The following is a 17,130-nucleotide window of genomic DNA, read 5'->3' on the forward strand; positions in this document are numbered from 1 at the left end:
TCATTCCCTTCCCTTCTTTCCGACTCTTTCCTTCAGGCTCTCATCGAGCATTTTCTCGAACGCCGCAGCACCTTCCCGGAACGTGACCTCGACGCAGATGACAAAGACGGGAATCGGCGCCTTCGATTCGATGATGGTCAACGGAATCTTCACGGCATCCTTCTCCGTGATGACGATGGCTTCCGCCCCGAGATCGACGGCTTGGTCAAAGACGTCCTGCAGCTCCTTCGTCGTATAATCGTGATGGTCCGGGAAGCGCAGGCTCTCGATGATCTTCGCGCCAATATCGGAAAGCGTCTGCTCGAACGACATCGGGTTGCCGATCGCTGAAACGGCCATGACCGATTTATTCTCAAGCATCTTGATGTCGACGCCCTCGCCCGCAATATCGCGGTGCCAATCCTTGAGTTCGACAAAGCGCCGCGGCTGATGGATGCTCTCCATGATCAGCGCCTTTTCGTTGTACTTCCTTATCGTATTCTTGATATGCTCGCGCGACACGCCGACCGCCTGATCCACCTTCGTCAGGAGACAGACGTCTGCACGCTCGATATGCGAAACAGGCTCGCGCAGCGTACCGCGCGGCAGCATATAACCGTTGCCGAAGACATTGACCGCATCGACGAGCAGAATATCCATATCGCGTTCGAGCTGCCAATGCTGGTAGCCGTCATCCAGGATGGCTACCTCCGCGCCAAAGTGGTCGATCGCGTAGCGCCCCGTCAGGGCGCGCTCCGCGCCGATGAGCACGGGCACCTCGGGCAGATGCTTGGCGAGCATGAAAGCCTCGTCCCCCGCCTCCGTGGCATCCATGTAGAGCTTGTTGCCGTCGGAAACAATGCCGACATCGCCGCGCCACTTCGCACGGTAGCCGCGGTTCAAAATAACGACGCGGTAGCCCATATCGCGAATCGCTCCCGCAAGCCTCTGAGCCGTCGGCGTCTTGCCCGTGCCGCCCACCGTGATGTTGCCGAGGCTGATCACATAGCAGCCGAGCCTTTTGTGATGAAAGACGCCGGCCTTGTAGCCCCAAAGCTTCAAGTTCACGAGCTGGCGGTAAATAACAGAGAACGTGTAGAGGATCCCCATGACGACGCGCAGGCAAAAACCATCGGCATGGCGGCGGCGCATGAGGTCGGTGATGTAGGTGCGGAAATTTTCCACACGTTCCGTCGTACGCACCTTGCCCGCACTTTCTCCCTGCTCGAACTCCACGAGAAATTCCCGCAGCATGACGGCGGTTTTCCTGGAAGCGCCCTTGTTTTCACCGACGATGGCCAGCGTCTCGCGCTCCATCCGGCCGCGCTCCTCTCCATCCTCGAAGAGGCGGCATACAGCTGCAGCAAGTTCTCCTTCATCATGCACCGTAAGACAGGCGCTGCGCTTCGTGAAGAGCAGATGCGTATCCTTGAAATTGAACATATTGTGCCCGACAATGATCGCCTTGCCATGCGCCGCCGGCTCAAGGATATTGTGTCCGCCGTGCGGAATCAGGCTGCCTCCTACATAGATGACATCGCCGATGCTGTAGATCTTGCCGAGCTCGCCGATCGTATCGAGCAGCACGACGTCATGTCCCTCTGCCGGCTTCTTCAGAAGTTCCGTGCGGCGTGCCGTACGGAAGCCCCTGCGTGAGCAAAGGGAAGCGACTTCTCCCGTCCGCAAAAGCTCGCGCGGCGCTATGACAAGCCTTGCTCCCGGCATTTTTTCACGCAGGGCGGCAAAGGCCGCGAGCACGGGTTCCTCCTCGCCGCGGTGCGTACTGCCCGCAAGGAAGATGCCTTCGCTCCCGGAAAGCCCCATCTCCTGCAGCAGGCCCTGCTTCTCCTCCGCGCTCACATTCGTATACGTCTGGTCAAACTTCGTATTGCCCGTGACCGTCACGAGCTCGGGCGGCGCCCCCAAACGCATGATGTACTCGGCATCGATCGGCGACTGCATGGCGAACTTCCGCACCGTGCTGATCATGTCATCGAGGACGCTGTGCAGATGTTTGTAGCGCTTCACACTCTTGTCGCTGATGCGCCCGTTCACCATCATGACAGGAATCTTGAGCTTCTTCGCCTTTTTCAGGAAGTTCGGCCAAAGCTCCGTTTCCACCGGCATAAAAACACGCGGATGGATGCGCCGCAGGATGCTGCCGGCGCGCCAGGGCAGATCGAGCGGAAAATAGATGATGCTGTCCGCATCCTTGATGATGCGGTTCGCCATCTCATACCCCGAGGTCGTGACGACAGAAACAAGGATCGGGCTCTTGGGGAATTCCCTGCGGAACTCACGGATCAAAGGGCTCGCGGCGACGATCTCACCGACAGACGCTGCATGAACCCAGATGCAGTTCTTCTTCGCCACCTTGTCCAAAGCATGCTCGGGAAAAAAGCCGAGGCTCTGCCGGATGCGCTCGCCAAAGCCGCGTTCACGAACCGCCCGCACCATGAATACAGGGACGATGAGGACGACGGCCAGAATAACCGCCAGATTATAAAGTAACCGCATATCTTCCCCCTCTAAGCCTCAGCCCCGGCCGCTATGGACGAGGGCGCATGTTCCCTTCCTCTTTCCTTTTCCCCTTCGCCCTTGAACTGGATGTCGTAGAGCGTCTTGTAGAGGCCGCCTGCAGCCAGAAGCTCCTCATGCGTGCCTTCCTGCACGATATGACCGCCGTCGACGACATAGATGCGGTCGGCATCGAGGATCGTCGAAAGGCGGTGCGCAATGGCGAACGAAGTGCGCCCGACCATCAGCTTGTCGAGCGCGGCCTGCACGATTTTCTCACTCTCTGTGTCGAGCGCCGACGTTGCCTCATCGAGGATGAGGACGCGCGGATTTTTCAAGATGGCGCGCGCAATCGAGATGCGCTGGCGCTGCCCGCCCGAAAGATTCAGGCCACGCTCGCCGATATCCGTATCGTAGCCGTCGGGCAGCTGGCGGATGAACTCCTCCGCATTGGCAGCCCTGGCCGCTGCCTCCACTTCCTCATCCGTGGCCTCGAGGCGGCCGTAGCGGATGTTTTCCCGCACGGAACAGGAAAAGAGCACGGTTTCCTGCGGCACGATGCCGATCTGGCTGCGCAGGGACGCGAGCGTTACATCGCGCACATCGTGCCCGTCGATCTCGATGCCCCCGTCCGTCACATCGTAAAAGCGCGGGATAAGGTTCGTGATCGTCGATTTGCCCGCACCCGAAGGCCCGACAAAGGCGACCATCTGACCGGGCTTCGCCTCAAGCGAAACGCCCGTCAGGGCAGGCACGCCCTTCTTGTACGAAAAGGACACATCCTTGAGCACGACATGTCCCTCGATATCCGGCAGAGTGACTGCATCTTCCTTGTCGTGAATCGGCTCCTCCATATCGAGCACATCAAAGACGCGGTCGGCGCCTGCCATGGCCTTCTGCATCACGCCGTAAAGACGGCCGATGCGCTTGACGGGATTCGCAAGGTTGACGGCATACGTCAGGAAGGCGACGAGCGAGCCTGCCGTCATTTCCCCGTTGATGACTTCATAGCCGCCGATCCAGAGAATGAACGTGACCGTAATCGCCGCGAGGAATTCCACCGTCGGCGTCAACAGGCTCGATATCTGCACATTCTTCATTTCAGCGCGAAAATTCAGCTCGTTCTGGTGATGGAACCGAGCAATCTCATGCTCCTCGCGCACAAAGGACTTGACGACGCGAATCGCCGAGATGCTCTCCTGCAGGAGCGCATTGATATCGGCAAGACGCTGCTGTATGACCGTGCCCGACTGCTTGAGCTTCTTGCCGAAGATGTTCATCGCCTGTCCCACGAGCGGCACAGTGATCAGCGTGATCAGCGTGAGTTTCCAATCGAGATAGAACATCAGGACGATGGAACCGACGAGAACCGATCCTTCCGTCACAAATTCGATGAGCTTGTCGACCAAGGCGCTCTGCAGAGCCTGCACATCATTCGTCGCATAGCTCATGATCTCGCCCGTCTGCATTTTATCGAAATAGGCCAGTGGCATGCGCTGGAACTTCCGGAAAAGCGCCTCGCGCAGATCAATGACAACGCGCTGCCCGACATAAGAAACAAGATAGCTCTGCCCATAATAGAAGATGCCGCGAAAGAAAAAGACGACGATGATGCCGCCGGCGATGAGGTTCAGCATGCCGAGCTCGCCCTCCGTCAGCACCTTGTCGATCATATCCTTGATGATCCACGGCACATAGAGGTTCGCCGCCGCAGCCATGATGATGCAGAAGATGGCCATGACGAGACGCTTCAGATAGGGCTTGATATATTTCAACAGACGAATGTAGTTCTTCATGCTTCACTCCCGTTCCTCTGCCCGCCTGCCGCGGCCAGCACATGCGCGGCGACACGTACGGCGGCGCCCGGAGGACCGAGCTGCAGCACGGAAACCTTGAGACGCGCCATGACCGATGCCCGATGCGCCTCTCCCCGATAGAGCTTTTCCGCTTCCTCGGCAATGCGTTCGGGGGTCACCTCGTCCTGCAGAAGCTCCGCCTCAACCGTTTCGCCAAGGATGATGTTCGGCAGGCTGAAGCGCTCAACCTTTACCAGCCGCTTGCCGACAGCGTAGTTGAGCCGCCCCATGCGGTAGCAGACAACAGCCGGCAGATCCATCAAGGCTGCCTCCATGACGACTGTGCCCGATGCGGCGACGGCAAAATCCGCCAGCCCCATCAGCGAGTATGTATGCTCCTGCGTAATCTCCACCGGAGCCGACGCCTTCTTGACGAGACTCTCGACCGCCGCACGGTCCGCGCCCGGTGCAAGCGGCAGGAAGAACCGCGTTTCAGGGCGGCGCTCCTTGAGAAGCTTCGCCGCCTCGATCATGTCGGGCAAAAGAAGCGCGATTTCCTGGCGGCGGCTTCCCGGCAGAAGAAGCGCCGTAGGCTCTCCCTCCGAGAGGCGGAAGAATGCCCTCGCCGCTTCCGGCTCCATGTCGGCACGAACCGTATCGACAAGCGGATTGCCCAGGAACGAAATGTTCGCGCCCGCATCGAGATAAGGGCCGATTTCATGGTGAAAAATGGCCACGATTTCCTTGGCCAAAGATGCGCATTTTTTCGCACGCCCCTTGCGCCACGCCCAGACGGAAGGCGGGATATACGAAAAGACCGGGATACCCAAAGCCTTCGCCTTCGCCGCAAGGCGCCAGTTGAAATCCGGATAGTCGATGATCAGTAAAAGGTCCGGCTTCTCCTCGCGCATGGCATCGACGAGCGCCTTCTCCAGAGCCAAAAGGCGCGGCAGGCCGAGCACGACCTCCCAAAACCCCATGATGCTGTAGTCGCGGCAGTCGCGCACAAGGCGCACGCCGGCCTCGGCCATCTTTCCGCCGCCGAATCCCATGAGCTCGACAGAAGGCTCCATCGCGAGCATCTCTTTCGCCAAACTGGCGCCGTGCAAATCGCCCGAGGCTTCGCCGGCCGACATCATGATCTTCATCTTCTTCCTCCCGCCCATACGCCGAAAAAGCGCGAGGACACAGTTTCCCTGCGTCCCCCGCGCCAGTAAGTCATTGTCAAATCGCTGCTATTGTAATGCCGTTTTCCTCCGCCATCGCCACGACACGTTCCCTGTCGACGACGAGCACCCTGCCCGCTTCAAGCGCCAAGGCTTTCGCTCCAGCGGCAAGCATCGAATCGATGGTATCCGGCCCGACAGTCGGGACATCGAAGCGCATATCCTGCTGCGGTTTCGCGGCTTTGCCGATGACGGCGCCGCCGCCCGAAAGCTCTCCGCCGCGCCGTATGCAGGCATCCGTTCCCTCGATGGCCTCGAGCGCCATGACAGCCTTGTTCTTCACGACAGCCGTCTGCCCCACATCGAGGCGGCCGATTTCCTTCGCCATGGCAAGCGCCATTTCCATATCGGCACGTTCCGCTTCCGTAGGCTCGCGCTTCGTCAAAGTGCCGGCAGGCGGCATCAGAGTCTTCAACAGCACTGTCTGGTCAAAGGCTTCCATGCCCTCCTTCGCCAGCTCCCGGACAAAGGCCAGCATGATCGTATCGTCCTTTTTGTCCGGCAGCGTCATCAAGAGCTGCATCATACGCAGATCAGGCTGCTCGTGCGTACCCGCAAAAAGCAGCTCTTTCGTGACCTTGCCGAGGAGCGTCACCTTCGTCACGCCGCGCTCTTTCAAGTAGTCGATGATCTTGCCGAGCTGCGCGATATTGATTGCACGGCAGTCTGCAGCAGCAGCCGCCAGCTCCTCGTCCACACCCGGAAGCAACGCAACCGCGCTGACCTCAATGCCGAGCGCCTGCGCCGCTCTCGCGCAGAGGACGGGCAAACGCCCGACGCCGGCCAAAAGCCCAATCTTCTCCAAAACCTTCCCTCCGCTTCCTCACCTGCCGGAAAACGCCGCAGCGGCGCCGGCGTTCTCAGCCCTGCTCGTTCTCGCGCCGCTCGCGGCAAATGCCGCGGTCCACATTGCGCAAGAAGCGCAGGAAATGCTCGACCTCCTCCGACGAGTCGACCTCCTGCTCGATGACGGCAATCGCCTGCGCCAGGCTCAATCCCGAACGGAAGAGAATCTTGTAGGCACGTTTGATATTGCGGCGCGATTCCAGCGGAATGCCCGCACGCGAGATGCCTACGCTGTTGAGCCCCACAACGCGCGCCGGATGTCCGTCCACGATCGTATAAGGCACGCAGTCCTGCACGACTTTCGACATACCGCCGATCATCACATTGCGGCCGATCTTCACGAACTGATGGATGCCGCACATGCCGCCCAAAACCGCGCGATCCTCCACTACGGCATGTCCGGCAATCATGGCTGCATTCGACATGATCACATGGTTGCCCACGACGCAGTTGTGCGCAACATGCGTGCAGGCCATCAGCAGGCTGTCGCTGCCGACGCGCGTTTCCTCTCCCGCGCCTGTCGCGCGATGGATGCTCGAATACTCGCGAATCGTCGTGCGGTCGCCGATGATCGTGTAGCTCTTCTCACCTTTGAACTTCAAATCCTGCGGCTCCGCACCGACCGAAGCGAACTGGAATACACGGCTGTCCTTGCCGATACTCGTCCAGCTGTTGATCACGGCATGCGCCTCGATGCGCGTCCTCGCACCGATCTCAACATTCGAATCAATCACGGCATGCGCGCCGATCTTTACATCCTCGGCCAATGTCACATGATCGCCGATGACGGCATACGGTCCGATTTCCACACCCTTGGCCACATGCGCCTTGGGGCTTACGACCGCCGTCTCGTGTATATAAGCTACAACCTTGTTGTCTATCATTTTTCCCACCCCTTGTTTCTCCCGGAAAGAGTTGACAGGACTGACAATGAAATAATTCCTGAATTTTCTCGTCATCATAATTGCAGAATCGTGGATATAAACCACCATATACCATATAGTCCTGCAATCCCCGTCTTTTTCTGCCTTTCATATTTCGCCAAAAAACGTCAATTTCCGGGTTGACAAAAGACTAGCCCTTGTTTTCGCCTCAACATAACCTCTTATAAAGTATTTTCGGCTCTTTGCAGGGCAAAGGTGAAATCAGCCTTGGCGACGAGCACATCATCGACATAGCCGTCGGCATGAAGCCTGCCGAAATCACCATGTATTTTCGTAATCTTGGCCTTCGTGACAAGCTGGTCGCCCGGCACTACAGGCTTCTTGAACTTCACGCCCTCCATGCCGCCGAAGAGCGCGAGCTTGCCACGGTTCTCCTCAGGATAGAGCATCGTGATGCCGCCTACCTGCGCCATCGCCTCCAAAATCAGGACGCCGGGCATGATGGGCGAGCCAGGGAAATGCCCGCGAAAAAAATCCTCCATCATCGTGACGTTCTTGATGCCCGTCGCCGACTCAAAGGGAACGAGCTCGATGATGCGGTCAACGAGCAGCATAGGAGGTCTGTGCGGCAGGATTTTCTTGATTTCGTTTATGTCCAATATCATGTTCATTTCCCTCTTTCTCTATCATCAAGGGCTGGAGAATTCCCACGCCCCGTCCTTCCTGAATCACGCCAAAGCTGCGTAAATCTCCTTCGCCAGTCTCGCATTCAGCTCATGGCCCGACTTCACGGCAAGAATATGCCCGCGCACAAAGCCCGCCAACCGCAGGTCGCCGATCAGATCGAGCACCTTGTGGCGCACCAGCTCATCGGGATAGCGCAAATCGTTGAGCCAGCGCTCATCGTTATAGACGATGACGTTCTCCAACGTACCGCCGAGCCCCAGCCCCATCTTTCGGAGCGTCTCGACCTCGGCCTCATAGGCGATCGTTCGCGCCGGAGCGATTTCCTTTTCATAGGCCGTTTCCTCAAGCAGGAAATCCCTGTACTGCGTGCCGACGAGCGCGTGCTCGTTGAGCGATGTAAAGCTCACGCGGAACCCCGTCTCATAAGGCACGGCCACGAGAAAGCGCTCGCCGTCATCGATGCGGTAGGTACGGTCGATGACAAGCTCCCGCCGCTCCTTTTCGAGCGCCCTTTTCCCCGCCTGCTGCAGCAGGCGGAAGAATACCAAGGAACTGCCGTCCGCGACCGGAGGCTCTTCCGCATCCATCTCGACAAAGCAGTTGTCGATGCCGAAAGCTGCCAGCGCGCTCATCATATGCTCGACCGTAAAGACGCGCACGCCGTTCTCCTCCAATGTCGTCGCGCGCACCGTCGATGTGACATGGGGCGCAATCGCGCGGATCCTCGGCTTGTCCGCAAGATCCTTGCGCACAAAGACGATGCCCGTATCCGCCGGCGCCGGAAGGATTGTCAAATGCACCTCGCGCCCCGAATGAAGCCCGATGCCCGCATGATGAACCGCCCCGGCAATCGTTGTCTGAAATGGCAAAATAAATCCCCCTCAGGGTAAACGCACCGGACTGCGTCCGGCCGCCTTGCATGAAATGCGTACCGCCCCGACAGACGCCCGGACGATACAGCAGCAGTTTGCTAACGTCTCTTTATTGTACATAAAATCACCGTCTTGCGCAAGGCTGGGAAGCGTCCGACGGAAAATCCAAGGAAAATATCATCTTTCCCGCGGGACTTGCCGCTCCAAAATCAGCGGCAATAGAGCACCATGCCCCAGTCCCCGGGAACGAGCGGCTCGATTCCGAGACGACGCAGCAGCTCCGTTTCCCTTTCCCCCAGGCGTTCGCGCACATCGGTGCGGTAATGACGGAAAGAAAACGCATAGTCGGGATAGAGCGATTTGACATAAGAGGCGAGCTGCCAGAGATGCTCCGTCCGATGGCTCACGGCGAGCGCAAGCTTCGGTTTGTCGCGCCGGATGACGCCTGCCGCACCTTCGAGCGCTGCAAGCTCCGCCCCTTCGATATTGAGCTTGATGCAGCCAATGCGCAAAAGCCCCTGTCCATGCGCGTATGCGTCAAGCGTCGTAAGCCCGGCCGACGCCGTTCCCCGCGCATGGATATGGCTCGCCGCCCCACCCTCGATATAGCGGGCGTTTGCCTCCTTTGACCATAAACCGCAGCTGCTTGCCCGAAAGCCATATTGCCGGGCTGCCGCCGCACAAAGAACATAATTCGCCGCATCCAGTTCGAAGGCATGGACGTCCGCACCAAGCGAAGCAAACATCTTCGCGTCTGCGCCGTCGTAAGCGCCCCCGTCAATCACCGTCTCCCCCGCTTCCGGCCGAAACCCCGCCAACATATACTGCGTTCCCGCAGCATACCGATAGCGTGAAACCTCCGCCGAAACATAGCCTTCGAGAGCGGCGCAGAAGGAAACCCTCGCCTCCTCGTCGGCAAGCGCCCCGTACACGCGGCGAAGTTCGGGCAAATGTGCCGCAACCGCCTCATAACGCGCTTTTGCCGCATAACCGTCCATAAAGTACAGCGTCCGTATGTCCAGACGTGCAAAAAATTGTGCAAAAGCCATCGTCCACGAGCCGCGCTCCGCCAGGATCACATCCACAGCAGGCTTTTCCCGCTGCATGTCCGAAAGCAGCACCGCCTCGCTGCCCGCAGGCAGGGAAAGTTCCAGCGGCTCGAGCAGAACAAGGACTTCCGCTGCAAGACCGGCGCTTTGCAGGAGTTTCAGATAACCAAGAGCTTCCCGCTCATTCTTTCCCGCATAAAAAAAGCCGCAGCGCTTTTGCCGCCGCACAATGTCCGCCAAGGAAGCGAGATAATGATGCGCAGCAAGTCTTTTCTCCAGCCCTGCGAAGCGCTTCATACTCCTCCCCCATTCTCCGGAATCAGCCTATTCCTCCTGCGGCACAAAATTCACAGGAACCTCCTGCAAATCCGTCTCAAGGCGGCGATAATGGACGCCGGCGGCGGCGAACATGCGCTTCGAAGCGCGTGTGCTCTCCGTTGCCGCGTACTTGTCCGAGAGGTAGACGACCTCCTTGATGCCGCACTGGATGATCGCCTTGCAGCATTCGTTGCAGGGAAAGAGCGATGTATAAATGCGGCAGCCTTTTAAAGATGTGCTCGCGTTCAAGATGGCGTTGAGCTCGGCATGCACGACATAGGCGTACTTCTTTTCGCCGAATTCGCCCGTGCTGCCCCAGGGAAATTCCTGGTCGGAGCAGCCGTTCGGCATGCCGTTGTAGCCGACGCCGACGATATGCCTGTCCCCGTTCACGATGCAGGCGCCGACCTGTGTGTGCGGATCCTTGCTGCGATACATGGAAAAAAGGGCAATGCCCATAAAGTATTCATCCCAGGAAATGATCACGTCGGCTCCCCCTTCGCTTCTGCCGCATTGCCCGCCACCATCTGCAAAAGTCCTTTGAGACCGTCGGCGGCAGCGCGCATCTCCGCAGCGTTCCCCTCTTCCCCGCCTTGCAGGGAGCAGAGCCCCGCAGCATCCACGGCCATCTTTTCCTGCAGGGCGCGTGCCTCAGCGAGAGCGGGCAGAAGCTTCGCCCCCCGTTCCTCGTATTCCCCTGCCTGCTTTGCCGCCGCCTCCAAACGAGCCGCCGTCTCAGCAAGCGCCAAAAGCGCGGCACGGCTCTCTTCCGCACCCGTACCGCCCGCCTCCAGAGCGGCAGCGGCACGCCCTGCCTCCTCACCAAGCGCAACGAGAAGTTCGTTGGCCTTGCCGGAGAGTTTTCCCGCATCCTCCGAGAGGCGGCGCACCTGCTCGGCGACAGAGGCAAAGCGGCGTCCGGAATCACCGGCACGCGCCGCCTCAACAGCCGCATTGAACGCCAAAAGATTTGTCTGGCTCGCGAGATCGGACACCTGGCCGATCGTTTCGCCGATCTCGGCCGCACGCTGTCCGAGGCCGCGTGCCAGCCCTTCCGCAATCCGCAGCTCCTTCGTCAAAGCCTCCGTACGCGACGCGGCGGCTGCAGCCTCTTCACGCCCACGGCCGAGCTGCTTTCGCTCCTCTTCCGCCTGTTTTTGCCTCGTCTCTGCAGCGCCGGGCGTTTCCGCCGCTTTTTCCGCCTCGGCCAGAAGCCTTGCCGCCTCGGCGGCCTGATCCTGCAGGGAGGCGGCATGGGATGCGGCCTCTTCCATCGCCTTGGACTGCGCCTCCACGCCCGTCAGGAGCGTGCTGCAGAACGTCACAAGGCGGGAAAGCGACTCGGCCGGCACGGCCTCGAAAGCCGTGCCCATTGGAGCCGCCAACGCCTCGGGCGCATCGTCAACAAACTCCGCACCGGCCGTTCCATGCTGCAAAGCGTCCCCAACGCTTTCCTCCCTCGCCTTGCCTTTCAGATGCAGAGCGATTCGCCCCGTATAGGCGAGCAAAAGCCCCGCCCCCGTGCCGACGAGCAAGAGCAGGAAAAGTCCCGCCAGCACCAGGGCGCGCATCAGGCTTCCCATAGCACGCGCCTCGGATTCCTCGGGCACGCCGAGAAAAATCATGCCGACCGTCTCGCCGCGCGCACCGCGGAGCGGCTTGTACGCGCCGAGCGGTTCGCCGTCCGCCAGCTCCGAGCGGCCGAGATACGGCGCACCGCCTTGCAGGACCATCTCTCGGACAGGATCTGCCGCGCGCTGCCCGACTATTTTTTTCCCGCCTTTATCGTAAGTTGCCGCCGCCGCGCTGTCTCCGGCAAAGAGCACGACTTCCGCCCCCGAAAGTTCCTTGATCCGGCTGCAGAGCACATCATTGCCATTGATCATGCGTCCGCCCTTGTAGAGGATTCCCTCCTGCGCCGCCCAATCGCCCGGATACATGATGTCCAGGAGAACGGACACCTCGCGCATATCCGCCTCCGCCTTCTCCTTCCATGCCGTCGTGCAGGAGGTTTTTGCACTATCGTAGACATAATAGCCGGAAGCGAGAAAAGCGACGAGAAAAAAGGACACAAAAAGGACGACGCCGCGCTTCAGCCGCGCTGCGTCATCCTCGGCACGAAAAAGAAAGGACAATGCGGGGAATCTTTTCTCTATGCGCTCCTTCATATCAGCGAACCACCAGCACCGGGCAATGCACATGCTGCAGCACATACTGGCTGACGCTGCCCATCAAAAAACCTTCGAAACGCCCGAGGCCGCGGCTGCCCATGACGATGAGGTCGTACCCCTCATCCTCCGCCGTCTCCACAATCGTTTCGGCAGGCGAGCCAAGCTCCACCGTACTGTTCACATGAATATCCTCCGGCATTTCGCGCTGGATCTTTGCGATCTCCTTATAGGCGCCCTCCTTGAGCTCGGCAGGCACATAGCCGTCCATGCTCACGCGCTCGAAAGCAGCCACCTCCGCATTGAGGTCTACAACCATCAGCAGCATGAGCGTTGCCCCCTGCAGGCGCGCGATATGCGCCGCCCGCTTGACGGCCTGCTGCGCCTGCTCCGAGCCGTCATAGGGCACGAGAATCTTCTTGACCGCACTGTCCTTGAAATCCATCATCTTGCGTCCCTCCTGGCATTTCCCATGAATATTTTCTACTTCGCCAACGAGGTGGAAAACTCCTCTTTTTCCCGCATCTCTGCCGACAAATTCTTCCGCTCCTTCCGGAACAAGAATGCGGGAAAACCATAGCAGAGCGCGATGTAAACGAGGAGCGTGCCGAACACCTGCAAGATATCCCAAGCCCCCGCGCGCGCCAGAATGCAAAAGCGCCGCCTGCAGTTCGCTCTCTGACACGAGCTGCAGGCGGCGCCTCTTCCTTAGAAGCGAAAATCACGCATTCCATCGCCGAGTTTTTTGAGATAGAGCGCCGCCTTCTTCTTGACGGCCGGATTCGGGATATCCTCCCATTGCTTCCGGATCACGCGCTCACCCTTTTCCTGCGTCGTTTCTGCCGCATAGTCCTCGAGGTATTCCTTCAAGGTCATCAAGGCGTTCGGCAAGCAGCAGTTCTTGATCTGGCCGCTCTTGCAGAGGCTCATGAAGCGGTCGCCCGTACGCCCCGCACGATAACATGCCGTGCAGAAGCTCGGCACATAGCCGAGATCCAAGAGCCATTCGATGACCTCGTCGAGCGTTCGCGTGTCGCTGACATCGAACTGCGCCGAATTTTCCTCCGGTCTTTCCTTCCTGCTGTAGCCGCCGACGCTCGTCGAGGACGCCCCCGAAATCTGCGAGATACCTAGGTCGAGGACGCGCCTGCGGCTCTCCTCGGATTCGCGCGTCGAAACGATCATGCCCGTATACGGTACGGCAATGCGGAGAACCGCGACGATTTTTGCAAAGGTCTCATCATCGATCGCGTTGGCAAAAGCGTCGGGATCGATATCGTCCGCAGGACGGATGCGCGGCACGCTGATCGTATGCGGACCGACGCCGAAACGCGCCTCCAGATGCTCGGCATGCATCAAGAGGCCGACGAAGTCATAGCGGTACATATTGAGCCCGAAGAGCACGCCGCAGCCCACATCGTCGATGCCGCCCTCCATCGCGCGGTCCATCGCCTCCGTATGCCAGGCGTAGTCATGCTTCGGCCCCGTCGGATGGAGCTTTTCGTAGCTCTCCTTATGATACGTTTCTTGAAATAGGATGTAGGTGCCGATGCCCGCTTCCTTGAGCTTCCTATAGTCCTCGACCGTCGTCGCGGCGATGTTCACGTTCACGCGGCGGATCGCACCGTTCTTATGTTTGATGGAATAAATCGTGCGGATGCTCTCCAGCACATATTCGAGGGGATTGTGCAGGGGATCCTCTCCCGCTTCCAGCGCAAGCCTTTTATGCCCCATGTCCTGGAGCGCGATGACCTCGCGTCGGATCTCCTCCTGCGTGAGCTTCTTGCGCCGGATCTGTTTGTTTTTTGCATGGTAAGGACAGTATGTGCAGCCGTTCACACAGTAATTCGAGAGATAAAGCGGCGCAAAAAGCACCACGCGCTTGCCGTAAAGCTCCTCCTTGATCTCCTTGGCAAGCGCAAGCATCCTCTCGATGAGATCCGGCTCATCGACGGCGAGCAGCAGCGCCGCCTCGCGGTGACTCAGCCCCTTGCAGTCGCGTGCACGCAGTAAAAGCTCCTCTACGAGCGCGCGATTATCCTTGTTCTCCTCCGCCCAAGCGAGCGAGGCAAGAATTTCCTCGTGATGGATGAACACCTCGGCCTGTGCGGACTTCGGATCGTAATTTGTCATGCTCATGCCCCCTCAGAAATCGGACAGGCGAAGCAGGTATCTCTGCTGCGCCGAAGCGCTTTGCAGTTTCTACAGTCCTGCCTCTTCGACGAGTGACGGCATATAGCGGCGAAAGAGCGCCAGTTCCTCTTCGCTCCATTCCCCTTGTTGTACACCCACAAAAAAATATTCGTGAAAAAGCTCCGGATGGTGACGCAAACGATAGACCATATCCGGCAAATATTTATGCACAAGACGAACCGCCTGTACATCGCGTTCCTTTTCTTTTTTTGTGGAAAGACTCGCCGCATGGAGCCGATAGCAATAAAGAACTTCCTTGATATGCGCGATACGCCCATAGCGGATCATAATGCGCAGCCAGTAGTCATAATCCTCCAACAGGAACATCTCGGGATCATATCCGCCAATCTCCTCCAACACCTTGCGGCGATAGAGGAAGCATGCCCCAACATAGTTGCGCACGAACATACGCAGCGGGTCAGCATCGAAGTATTCGCTGATTCCACGCTTCTGTGTTCCATCCGCTTCCTCCTGCAGCAATTCCATGTCCGCATTTACCATAGCGTATTCCGGAAACCGGCGCAAATAAGCCAGCATCTTATCCAATGCTTCCGGGTAATAAGCATTGTCATCACTCGTCCACGTCAGGAACCCGCCCCGCGCCTCGGCAAACCCGATATTCAGCGAACGCGGCAGCCGCTGGTTTTCTTTATTGCGAAGCACACGGATTCGGGAATCCCTTGCCGCATAAGATGCGAGAATTTCGGGCGTACTGTCCGTCGAGCAGTCATCCACGGCAATGAGTTCCCAGTCAGCAAAGGTTTGCCCAAGAATACTGTCCAAGGATTCACGCAAATATTTCTCGCCGTTATAAACGGGCAAAACAATCGAAATCGTAGGCTGCTGCCGTAATGTTTCCGTCCCCATATCGTAATCCCCCTCAGATCCTTATTCCTTTGCCGAACCGTCCTTAAAATAGCTGAAACCGTAGTCGAGCAGCGCCGCAGCCTCCGCAGCACGCGTATTCTCGTCATTGGAATGCATGACAACGGCGATGAGCTCGGTGCCCCCGCGCTCGGCCGATGCCGCAAGGCAGCCGCGGGCTGCACGCGTCCAGCCCGTCTTGAGGCCGGTGCAGCCGGGATAATAGTAGAGCAGCGCATTCGTGTTCTCGCAGTATGTCTTGTAACCTGCAGGACGCATATAATGAATCATGCTCTCCTTCGTGCCGACGATGCGGCGAAACTCCGGGTTTTTGAGGCCATAGGCCGCAATCAGGGCGATATCGTGCGCCGTCGAATAGTGGTTCTCGCTGGGCATGCCATTCGGATTGACAAAATTCGTACGCAGGGCGCCGATCGCACGCGCCTTCTCATTCATCATCCTGGCGAACCGCACCTGGGAACCGCCGAGCACTTCCGCAATCGCGCGGGCCGCGCCATTGTCCGATATGAGCATCATCTGCTGCGTGAGATCCGTAAGCTTTGCCTGCTCTCCCGGGCGCACGCGTGTCGACTCGACATCGGCCGCCATCGGCGTGATTGTCACAGGCAGGTCGGGCCGTCCGCTCTCCACGGAAAGGATGCACGTCATCATCTTCGTCATGCTCGCGGGATACTCACGCTTGTCCCCGTTCTTCGAGTAAAGCACCTCGCCCGTCTTTGCATTCATCAAAATGGCGGCATCCGCCGTAATCGAACGCACGCTGTCCGGCAGCGGCGCCTTCGTCCCCGCCGTCATGACGCCAAGCGGCAAAGGCTCGCCCGGCAAAATTATGCCTGCAGCACTCGTCCCGGTCAGCGCATCCGGCATCTCTTCCTGGCTCGGAGCAGGCGCCGCTTGTCCATGGCGACCCGTCGTCGACACATGTGTCACGCCCGCCTCGTGCACACGAGCCGGTGCAGCCTCCGACACCCCTGCATGATGCACCGCAGGCGCCGTATGCGAAACGGCCACCGGACCATGCGAAGCAAGCGCCGTCAGAGGACTGGCAAGCAGCGAGCCGGAAACGGCAAGCGCCAGCAAGCCCCGTGAGAAATTGCGCCGCCATGCACCACGTCGTTCCTGCTCCTGAAGAGCCGCCGCATCTTCCCTGCCAAAAAATTTTCTGAACCCCTTCAACATCCTGCCTCCTTACATCTCCTTGACCGGCACCGGACCGCGCGAAAGGGCTATGGCGCCCGTGCGCGCAATCTCTATGATGCCGTACTCCGAAAGCACTTCCGAAAGCGCGTCGATCTTGTCCGCTTCTCCCGTCAGTTCGATGACGACATTCTCTTTGCTCACATCGACGATGCGCGCGCGGAAGATATTGACGACATTGATGATGTCGGCGCGCGTCTCCTTTGTCGCGCGCACCTTGATCAGGACGAGCTCACGCTTGATGGAATCCACCTCGCTGAGGTTCACGATCTTTATGACGTCGATAAGCTTCGCAAGCTGTGTCGTCACCTGTGCAAGCTCGCGCTCATTCTCCACCGAGACGACGATGTTGATGCGCGTGACATCCGGCTCTTCCGTATATCCCGCCGAAATGCTCTCAATATTGAAAGCACGGCGGCTGATCAGCCCCGAAATATGCGTGAGGACGCCCGGCTTGTTGTCAAGAAGCGCCGCGAGAAAAAACTTCTGCATTATATCTGTCCGCCTTTCTGC

The 17,130-nt window shown here is 58.8% G+C and carries 15 protein-coding genes; all 15 read right to left on the reverse strand.

Annotated features, from left to right (window positions below; genetic code table 11):
* Nucleotides 1–2,496 (reverse strand): tetraacyldisaccharide 4'-kinase, encoded by a 2,496-nt coding sequence (gene lpxK, locus ACRTGH_RS01625; protein WP_368847210.1) that lies wholly within the window; start codon nucleotides 2,494–2,496, stop codon nucleotides 1–3.
* 11 nt (nucleotides 2,497–2,507) lie between these two features.
* Nucleotides 2,508–4,292 carry an ABC transporter ATP-binding protein gene (locus ACRTGH_RS01630; protein WP_368847209.1) on the reverse strand — a complete coding sequence of 595 codons (1,785 nt, stop codon included), beginning with the start codon at nucleotides 4,290–4,292 and terminating at the stop codon, nucleotides 2,508–2,510.
* A complete protein-coding gene (gene lpxB / locus ACRTGH_RS01635; RefSeq protein ID WP_368847208.1) occupies nucleotides 4,289–5,440 on the reverse strand; it encodes a lipid-A-disaccharide synthase in 1,152 nt (383 codons plus the stop codon). The genes ACRTGH_RS01630 and lpxB overlap by 4 nt, the downstream gene beginning before the upstream one ends.
* A gap of 76 nt (nucleotides 5,441–5,516) precedes the next feature.
* Nucleotides 5,517–6,323 carry an LpxI family protein gene (locus ACRTGH_RS01640; protein ID WP_368847207.1) on the reverse strand — a complete coding sequence of 269 codons (807 nt, stop codon included), beginning with the start codon at nucleotides 6,321–6,323 and terminating at the stop codon, nucleotides 5,517–5,519.
* Nucleotides 6,324–6,378: 55 nt separating this feature from the next.
* Nucleotides 6,379–7,248: an acyl-ACP--UDP-N-acetylglucosamine O-acyltransferase gene (gene lpxA / locus ACRTGH_RS01645; protein ID WP_368847206.1), complete on the reverse strand. Its 870-nt coding sequence runs from the start codon at nucleotides 7,246–7,248 to the stop codon at nucleotides 6,379–6,381.
* A 221-nt stretch (nucleotides 7,249–7,469) separates the two neighbouring features.
* Nucleotides 7,470–7,913, reverse strand: a complete 444-nt coding sequence (gene fabZ / locus ACRTGH_RS01650; RefSeq protein WP_368847205.1) for a 3-hydroxyacyl-ACP dehydratase FabZ — start codon at nucleotides 7,911–7,913, stop codon at nucleotides 7,470–7,472.
* A 63-nt stretch (nucleotides 7,914–7,976) separates the two neighbouring features.
* Nucleotides 7,977–8,804, reverse strand: a complete 828-nt coding sequence (lpxC, locus tag ACRTGH_RS01655) for a UDP-3-O-acyl-N-acetylglucosamine deacetylase (RefSeq protein WP_368847204.1) — start codon at nucleotides 8,802–8,804, stop codon at nucleotides 7,977–7,979.
* A gap of 212 nt (nucleotides 8,805–9,016) precedes the next feature.
* Nucleotides 9,017–10,153 (reverse strand): FkbM family methyltransferase, encoded by a 1,137-nt coding sequence (locus ACRTGH_RS01660; RefSeq protein WP_368847203.1) that lies wholly within the window; start codon nucleotides 10,151–10,153, stop codon nucleotides 9,017–9,019.
* Nucleotides 10,154–10,180: 27 nt separating this feature from the next.
* Nucleotides 10,181–10,660 carry a deoxycytidylate deaminase gene (locus tag ACRTGH_RS01665; RefSeq protein WP_368847202.1) on the reverse strand — a complete coding sequence of 160 codons (480 nt, stop codon included), beginning with the start codon at nucleotides 10,658–10,660 and terminating at the stop codon, nucleotides 10,181–10,183.
* Nucleotides 10,657–12,342 (reverse strand): methyl-accepting chemotaxis protein, encoded by a 1,686-nt coding sequence (locus tag ACRTGH_RS01670; RefSeq protein WP_368847201.1) that lies wholly within the window; start codon nucleotides 12,340–12,342, stop codon nucleotides 10,657–10,659. The genes ACRTGH_RS01665 and ACRTGH_RS01670 overlap by 4 nt, the downstream gene beginning before the upstream one ends.
* 1 nt (nucleotide 12,343) lies before the next feature.
* Nucleotides 12,344–12,790: a universal stress protein gene (locus tag ACRTGH_RS01675; RefSeq protein WP_368847200.1), complete on the reverse strand. Its 447-nt coding sequence runs from the start codon at nucleotides 12,788–12,790 to the stop codon at nucleotides 12,344–12,346.
* Nucleotides 12,791–13,050: 260 nt separating this feature from the next.
* The gene (hydG, locus tag ACRTGH_RS01680) at nucleotides 13,051–14,475 is read right to left on the reverse strand and encodes a [FeFe] hydrogenase H-cluster radical SAM maturase HydG (RefSeq protein WP_368847199.1); all 1,425 of its coding nucleotides are present in this window, start codon (nucleotides 14,473–14,475) and stop codon (nucleotides 13,051–13,053) included.
* 69 nt (nucleotides 14,476–14,544) lie between these two features.
* The gene (locus ACRTGH_RS01685) at nucleotides 14,545–15,402 is read right to left on the reverse strand and encodes a glycosyltransferase family 2 protein (RefSeq protein ID WP_368847198.1); all 858 of its coding nucleotides are present in this window, start codon (nucleotides 15,400–15,402) and stop codon (nucleotides 14,545–14,547) included.
* A 21-nt stretch (nucleotides 15,403–15,423) separates the two neighbouring features.
* Nucleotides 15,424–16,596: a D-alanyl-D-alanine carboxypeptidase family protein gene (locus ACRTGH_RS01690; RefSeq protein ID WP_368847197.1), complete on the reverse strand. Its 1,173-nt coding sequence runs from the start codon at nucleotides 16,594–16,596 to the stop codon at nucleotides 15,424–15,426.
* Nucleotides 16,597–16,608: 12 nt separating this feature from the next.
* Nucleotides 16,609–17,109, reverse strand: a complete 501-nt coding sequence (ilvN, locus tag ACRTGH_RS01695) for an acetolactate synthase small subunit (protein ID WP_368847196.1) — start codon at nucleotides 17,107–17,109, stop codon at nucleotides 16,609–16,611.
* Nucleotides 17,110–17,130 lie beyond the last annotated feature (21 nt).

This window comes from Selenomonas oralis (assembly GCF_051603425.1).
GTDB lineage: Bacteria > Bacillota > Negativicutes > Selenomonadales > Selenomonadaceae > Selenomonas > Selenomonas sputigena_A.

Bases quoted from the DNA above. Each gene is read 5' to 3' on its own strand.
- ACRTGH_RS01675 (WP_368847200.1), bottom strand. From the start codon at position 12,790: ATGATGGATTTCAAGGACAGTGCGGTCAAGAAGATTCTCGTGCCCTAT.
- ACRTGH_RS01660 (WP_368847203.1), bottom strand. From the start codon at position 10,153: ATGAAGCGCTTCGCAGGGCTGGAGAAAAGACTTGCTGCGCATCATTAT.
- lpxA (WP_368847206.1), bottom strand. From the start codon at position 7,248: ATGATAGACAACAAGGTTGTAGCTTATATACACGAGACGGCGGTCGTA.
- ACRTGH_RS01630 (WP_368847209.1), bottom strand. From the start codon at position 4,292: ATGAAGAACTACATTCGTCTGTTGAAATATATCAAGCCCTATCTGAAG.
- hydG (WP_368847199.1), bottom strand. From the start codon at position 14,475: ATGACAAATTACGATCCGAAGTCCGCACAGGCCGAGGTGTTCATCCAT.
- lpxB (WP_368847208.1), bottom strand. From the start codon at position 5,440: ATGAAGATCATGATGTCGGCCGGCGAAGCCTCGGGCGATTTGCACGGC.
- fabZ (WP_368847205.1), bottom strand. From the start codon at position 7,913: ATGATATTGGACATAAACGAAATCAAGAAAATCCTGCCGCACAGACCT.
- lpxK (WP_368847210.1), bottom strand. From the start codon at position 2,496: ATGCGGTTACTTTATAATCTGGCGGTTATTCTGGCCGTCGTCCTCATC.
- ilvN (WP_368847196.1), bottom strand. From the start codon at position 17,109: ATGCAGAAGTTTTTTCTCGCGGCGCTTCTTGACAACAAGCCGGGCGTC.
- ACRTGH_RS01670 (WP_368847201.1), bottom strand. From the start codon at position 12,342: ATGAAGGAGCGCATAGAGAAAAGATTCCCCGCATTGTCCTTTCTTTTT.
- ACRTGH_RS01685 (WP_368847198.1), bottom strand. From the start codon at position 15,402: ATGGGGACGGAAACATTACGGCAGCAGCCTACGATTTCGATTGTTTTG.